This is a genomic window from Streptomyces sp. MB09-01, assembly GCF_033794505.1.
Classification (GTDB): Bacteria; Actinomycetota; Actinomycetes; order Streptomycetales; family Streptomycetaceae; genus Streptomyces.
Genome location: NZ_JARAYQ010000401.1, coordinates 1 through 5255, shown reverse-complemented (window position 1 = coordinate 5255; position 5255 = coordinate 1). Strand labels below are relative to the sequence as shown.

The window sequence follows — 5255 nt, the reverse complement described above, 5'->3', positions numbered from 1 at the left end:
GCCCCTGTGTGACGGCAGACGTCCCCCCAGGCCCCCTGCGGTGTGTGAGGTGTCCCGGCCGCGCTCAGGACAGGGCGACCGGCTCGGGCGAGTCCGGCTGCCAGGCCGTCAGGGGGGTGAAGCCGCGGTGGCCGCACTCACCGAACACCGTCACCGGCCCCCCTCCCGACAACGCGGCCAGCTGCCACAAGCCCGAGCGGGAACGGCTGCCGGACCCCGTGAGGGGCACCGGCAGGGCGCAGGTGCCCTCCGCGTCCGCCAGCTGCCAGCCGAGCTCTCCCGGTATCGGAACCACCGGGCCGAGCACCACCGGCCAGGACTCCAGCCACGGGTCCTCCCGCAGCGCCGCCCCGTACGCCTCCAGCGCCGCCCCCGTGCTCACCCCGGACGGAACCCCGCCGCACGGAACGGCCGCCGAGAACCTCTCCCCGAGGTCCGCACGCAGCCCCGCCGATCCGGGCCGGAAGCGGACCTCCGCCTCCAGTACCAGGCCGACCGGCAGCGACAGGCCCGGCGGCCGCCCGGGCGGTCCGAAGTCCAGTACCAGGGCGGGCCGTCCGCCCTGCAGTCCGCGCAGCCATATCCGTCGGGTGGTGAGCCGGCCGTCCGGTGACACCGAGTCGTACTGGGCCAGCACCAGCCAGCGGTCCCGTACGGCCTCCCCCTCCCCGGAGGCCGGCAGTCCCACCCGGCTGCGCACCGTCGCCGCCAGCTGTTCCGGCAGCCCGGCCACCCCCAGCCAGGCCCGGTCCAGCAGGTGCAGCAGCGCCGCCTCCTCCAGCATCCGGGCGGGCCAGCCCGGGCCGCAACTGGGTATCGTCCCCAACTCCCTTACCCGGCCCGCCAGTCCGGGTGCCTGTGCGTCGACCATCCGGGCGGCGGTCTCCTCCCACCCCGCGTAACCGGCCTGCTCCTGGCCCGCCAGGCCGCCTCGCAGCAGATCGGCCAGCCGCTGCTCCAGCTCGGTGACGCCCGCGCCGACGCGGGCCGCCCGCCGCTCGGCGCGCTTGCGCGCCCCCTCCTCGTCCACGGGCCCGCCCGCCCCGGCGGCCGGACGCGCGGCCTTCGCCGCCCGGTCCGCCAGCCACTGCGCGGCCCAGTCCGGCGCCTCGCCCGGCTCGCCGGCCCCCTCGGCGGACCAGAGCAGCAGCAGTCCCAGCGCGTGCTTGCACGGGAACTTCCGGCTCGGGCAGGAGCACTTGTACGCCGGCCCGGTCAGGTCCACGACCGTCCGGTACGGCTTGCTGCCGCTGCCCTTGCACAACCCCCACACAGAACCGGAAGCGGAACCTCCGATCTGTGACCACGGACCCGCCCCGCCGAGTCTGCTCCCCGCTTTGCGTGAGGCATCGTCAGGAGCCAGAGCCAGTACCTGTTCCGCTGTCCAGCGGACCCCCTGCTCAGTCATGTGTCCCACCGTAGAGAACCCCACTGACAATCGCTCTGACCTGCAACGACACTGTGAGCAAGGCGCGTTGTCAGTGGCGTGGTGCACCGTGGATCCAGCAGTCGGAAGCGGCTGCCGAGCCTTGGAGGGGGACCATGACCACGCCCGAGAACGAACGCCCGGCCGAAGCGCTGCGACCGCACGCCGAAGATGCCTTCGCAGACGAACTGAAAGCCCTCGCGGCCGCCGATGACCGGCCCCGCCCGGCCCGCTGGAAGCTCTCCCCCTGGGCCGTCGCCACGTACCTGCAGGGCGGCACGCTCGACGACGGCACGGTCATCACACCCAAGTACGTGGGACCGCGCCGCATCGTCGAAGTCGCCGTCACCACCTTGGCCACCGACCGCGCGCTGCTCCTGCTCGGCGTCCCCGGCACCGCCAAGACCTGGGTGTCCGAACACCTCGCCGCCGCCGTCAGCGGAGACTCCACCCTCCTCGTCCAGGGAACCGCCGGCACCCCCGAGGAAGCCATCCGGTACGGCTGGAACTACGCCCGGCTCCTCGCCCACGGCCCCAGCCGCGAGGCCCTCGTCCCCAGCCCCGTCATGCGGGCCATGGCCGAGGGCATGACCGCCCGCGTCGAGGAGCTCACCCGCATCCCCGCCGACGTCCAGGACACCCTCATCACCGTCCTGTCCGAGAAGACGCTGCCGATACCGGAGCTCGGCGAAGAGGTACAGGCCGTGCGCGGCTTCAACCTCATCGCCACCGCCAACGACCGCGACCGCGGGGTCAACGAACTCTCCAGCGCGCTGCGCCGCCGCTTCAACACCGTCGTGCTGCCGCTGCCCGCCAGCGCCGACGCCGAGGTCGACATCGTCGCCCGCCGCGTCGACCAGATGGGCCGCGCCCTCGACCTGCCGGCCGCGCCCGAAGGCCTGGAGGAGATCCGCCGCGTCGTCACCGTCTTCCGCGAGCTGCGCGACGGGGTCACCGACGACGGCCGGACGAAGGTGAAGTCGCCCAGCGGGACGCTGTCCACCGCCGAGGCCATCTCCGTCGTCACCGGCGGGCTGGCCCTGGCCGCCCACTTCGGGGACGGCGTGCTGCGCCCCTCCGACGTGGCCGCCGGGATCCTCGGCGCCGTGGTCCGCGACCCGGCCGCCGACAAGGTGGTCTGGCAGGAGTACCTGGAGGCCGTGGTCCGCGAGCGCGACGGCTGGAAGGACTTCTACCGGGCCTGCCGGGAGGTGACGGTATGAGCCCGAGCCCGCAGGGCCCACTGCTGCTGGGGGTGCGGCACCACGGGCCCGGCTCGGCCCGCGCGGTGCGGGCCGCGCTGGACGCGGCCCGCCCGGCGGCCGTGCTGATCGAGGGCCCGCCCGAGGGGGACGGCCTGCTCGCGCTCGCCGCCGACCCCGGGATGCGGCCGCCCGTGGCGCTGCTCGCGCACGCCGCGGACGACCCCGGCCGGGCCGCGTTCTGGCCGCTGGCCGACTTCTCCCCGGAGTGGGTGGCGATCCGCTGGGCGCAGCAGGCCGGCGTACCGGTGCGGTTCATGGACCTGCCGGCCGCGCACTCGCTGGCCGCCGAGCCGGGCGCGGACCACGACGAGCCCGAGGCGGTCAGGGTGGACCCGCTCGCGGTCCTGGCCGAGACCGCCGGGTACGACGACCCCGAGCGCTGGTGGGAGGACGTGGTCGAGCACCGGGGCACTCGGGGCGCAGACGGCAGCGGGGGCGGCCCCGAGGAAGTGCTCGGCGCGTTCGAAGCGCTCGGGGAGGCCATGGGAGCCCTGCGCGAGGCGTACGGCGACGGCGGCCACCGCCGCGACCTCGTGCGCGAGGCGTACATGCGGCAGCGGATGCGGGCCGCCCGCCGGGAGTTCGGCGACGCGTACGCCGTGGTGTGCGGGGCCTGGCACGTCCCGGCGCTGCGGGCGAAGACCACCGTGGCCGCGGACAAGGCACTGCTGAGCGGCCTGCCGAAGGTCAAGGTGGAGACCACCTGGGTGCCGTGGACCCACCGCCGGCTCGCCCGGGCCGGCGGGTACGGCGCGGGGATCACCTCGCCCGGCTGGTACGCCCACCTCTTCGAGGCCCGGGACCGGCCCGTCGAGCGGTGGCTGACCAAGGTCGCCGGCCTGCTGCGCGCGGAGGACCGGCAGGTCTCCTCGGCGCACGTCATCGAGGCGGTCCGGCTGGCCGAGACCCTGGCCGCGATGCGGGGACGGCCGCTGCCCGGCCTGACGGAGACCCTCGAAGCGGTCCGGGCGGTCATGTGCGACGGCTCCGACATACCGCTCGCGCTGATCGAGGACCGCCTGGTGGTCGGCGACGTGCTCGGCGAGGTCCCGGACGCGGCACCCGTCGTACCGCTCCAGCGGGACCTGACGCGGCAGCAGCGCTCGCTGCGGCTCAAGGCCGAGGCGCAGGACCGCGAACTGGAACTCGACCTGCGCAAGGACACCGACGCGGCGAAATCCCTGCTGCTGCACCGGCTGCGGCTGCTCGGCATCGGATGGGGCACCCCGACCGCCTCCCGCGGCAGCACCGGGACCTTCCGGGAGACCTGGCGGCTGCGGTGGGAGCCCGAACTGTCGGTGCGGGTCGCCGAGGCCGGGATCTGGGGCACCACCGTCCTCGCGGCGGCCACCGTCAAGGCCGAGGCCGACGCGGCCGGAGCCGAGGAGCTGGGCGAGGTCACCGCGCTCGCCGAGCGGTGCCTGCTGGCCGGGCTGTCGGAGACGCTGCCCGCCGTACTGCGCGCCCTCGCGGACCGGGCCGCACTGGACACCGACGTGGCGCGCCTCGCCAAGGCGCTGCCCGCGCTGGCCCGTTCGCTGAGGTACGGGGACGTGCGCGGCACCGACGCGACAGCGCTCGCCGTGGTGGCGGCCGGGCTCGCCGAGCGGATATGCGTGGCGCTGCCGCCGGCGTGTGCGGCCGGCCTGGACGCCGACGCGGCGGCGGAGCTGCGCGGTCACGTGGACGGGGTGCACGGGGCGGTGGCGCTGCTGGCCGACGCCGACGAGGGGCTGCGGGAGCGCTGGTCCGCGGTGCTGCGGACGCTGGCAGGCCGGGACACCGTGCCGGGCGTCATCCGCGGCCGGGCGGCCAGGCTGCTCCTCGACGACGGGCGGCTGCCGGCCGAGGAGACGGCGCGGCTGATGGGGCTCGCGCTGTCCCCGGCGGCCTCCCCGGCCGACGCGGCGGGCTGGATCGAGGGCTTCGCGGGCGGGAGTTCGGGCGGCGGCACGCTGCTGGTCCACGACGACCGGCTGCTGGGGCTCATCGACACCTGGCTGGTGGGCGTGCCGGAGCGGGCCTTCACCGACGTACTCCCGCTGCTGCGGAGGACCTTCGGGGCGTACGAGCCGGGGGTGAAGCGGAGCCTGGGCGAACTGGTGCGGCGGGGGCCCGGCGGTTCCGCCGCCGCGAGCTCGGCGTCCTCGGCGCCCGAGGGCTTCGCGGCGGAGCTGGATCCCGTGCGGGCGGATGCGGTGGTGGAGCTGGTGCGGATGCTGCTCTCGGCTCCCGGCGGGGTTGCGGTGGCCTGAGGCGGAGTCCCGGGGGCGGGTGCGGCGCCGTTGCCGGGGCTCCGCCCCGGACCCCGCGCCTCGAACGCCGGCGGGGACTGAAAAGCGCCTCGGACGTCGGCGGGGCTGGAGCGTGCGGCAGGGCCGGAACGTGCGGCGGGCTGGAATGTGCCGGCCGGGCCGGACGTGGCGGTGGAAACGACTAGTGGAGGGGGACGGGCGGATGAGCGGTACGGACAGGGCGCAGGACGGCGTGGAGCGCGCCGGAGGCGAGCGGTTGCGGCGGTGGCGGATGGTGCTGGGCGGGGGTGAGGCGGACGGGACCGGGTG

At 75.7% G+C, this 5255-nt stretch carries 3 protein-coding genes; 2 read left to right on the top strand and 1 reads right to left on the bottom strand.

The window, feature by feature from the left end; all coding sequences use genetic code 11:
* Window positions 1–64 precede the first annotated feature (64 nt).
* Window positions 65–1408 (bottom strand): SWIM zinc finger family protein, encoded by a 1344-nt coding sequence (locus PV721_RS40965; RefSeq protein ID WP_319733614.1) that lies wholly within the window; start codon window positions 1406–1408, stop codon window positions 65–67.
* Between the two features lie 134 nt (window positions 1409–1542).
* Between PV721_RS40965 and PV721_RS40960 the strand changes: the two genes are divergently transcribed.
* Both PV721_RS40960 and PV721_RS40955 read left to right on the top strand, forming a co-directional pair.
* Entirely contained in the window at window positions 1543–2649 is a 1107-nt protein-coding gene (locus PV721_RS40960) for an AAA family ATPase (RefSeq protein ID WP_319733612.1), read from the top strand.
* Window positions 2646–4946, top strand: a complete 2301-nt coding sequence (locus PV721_RS40955; RefSeq protein WP_319733611.1) for a DUF5682 family protein — start codon at window positions 2646–2648, stop codon at window positions 4944–4946. The genes PV721_RS40960 and PV721_RS40955 overlap by 4 nt, the downstream gene beginning before the upstream one ends.
* Window positions 4947–5255: the final 309 nt, after the last annotated feature.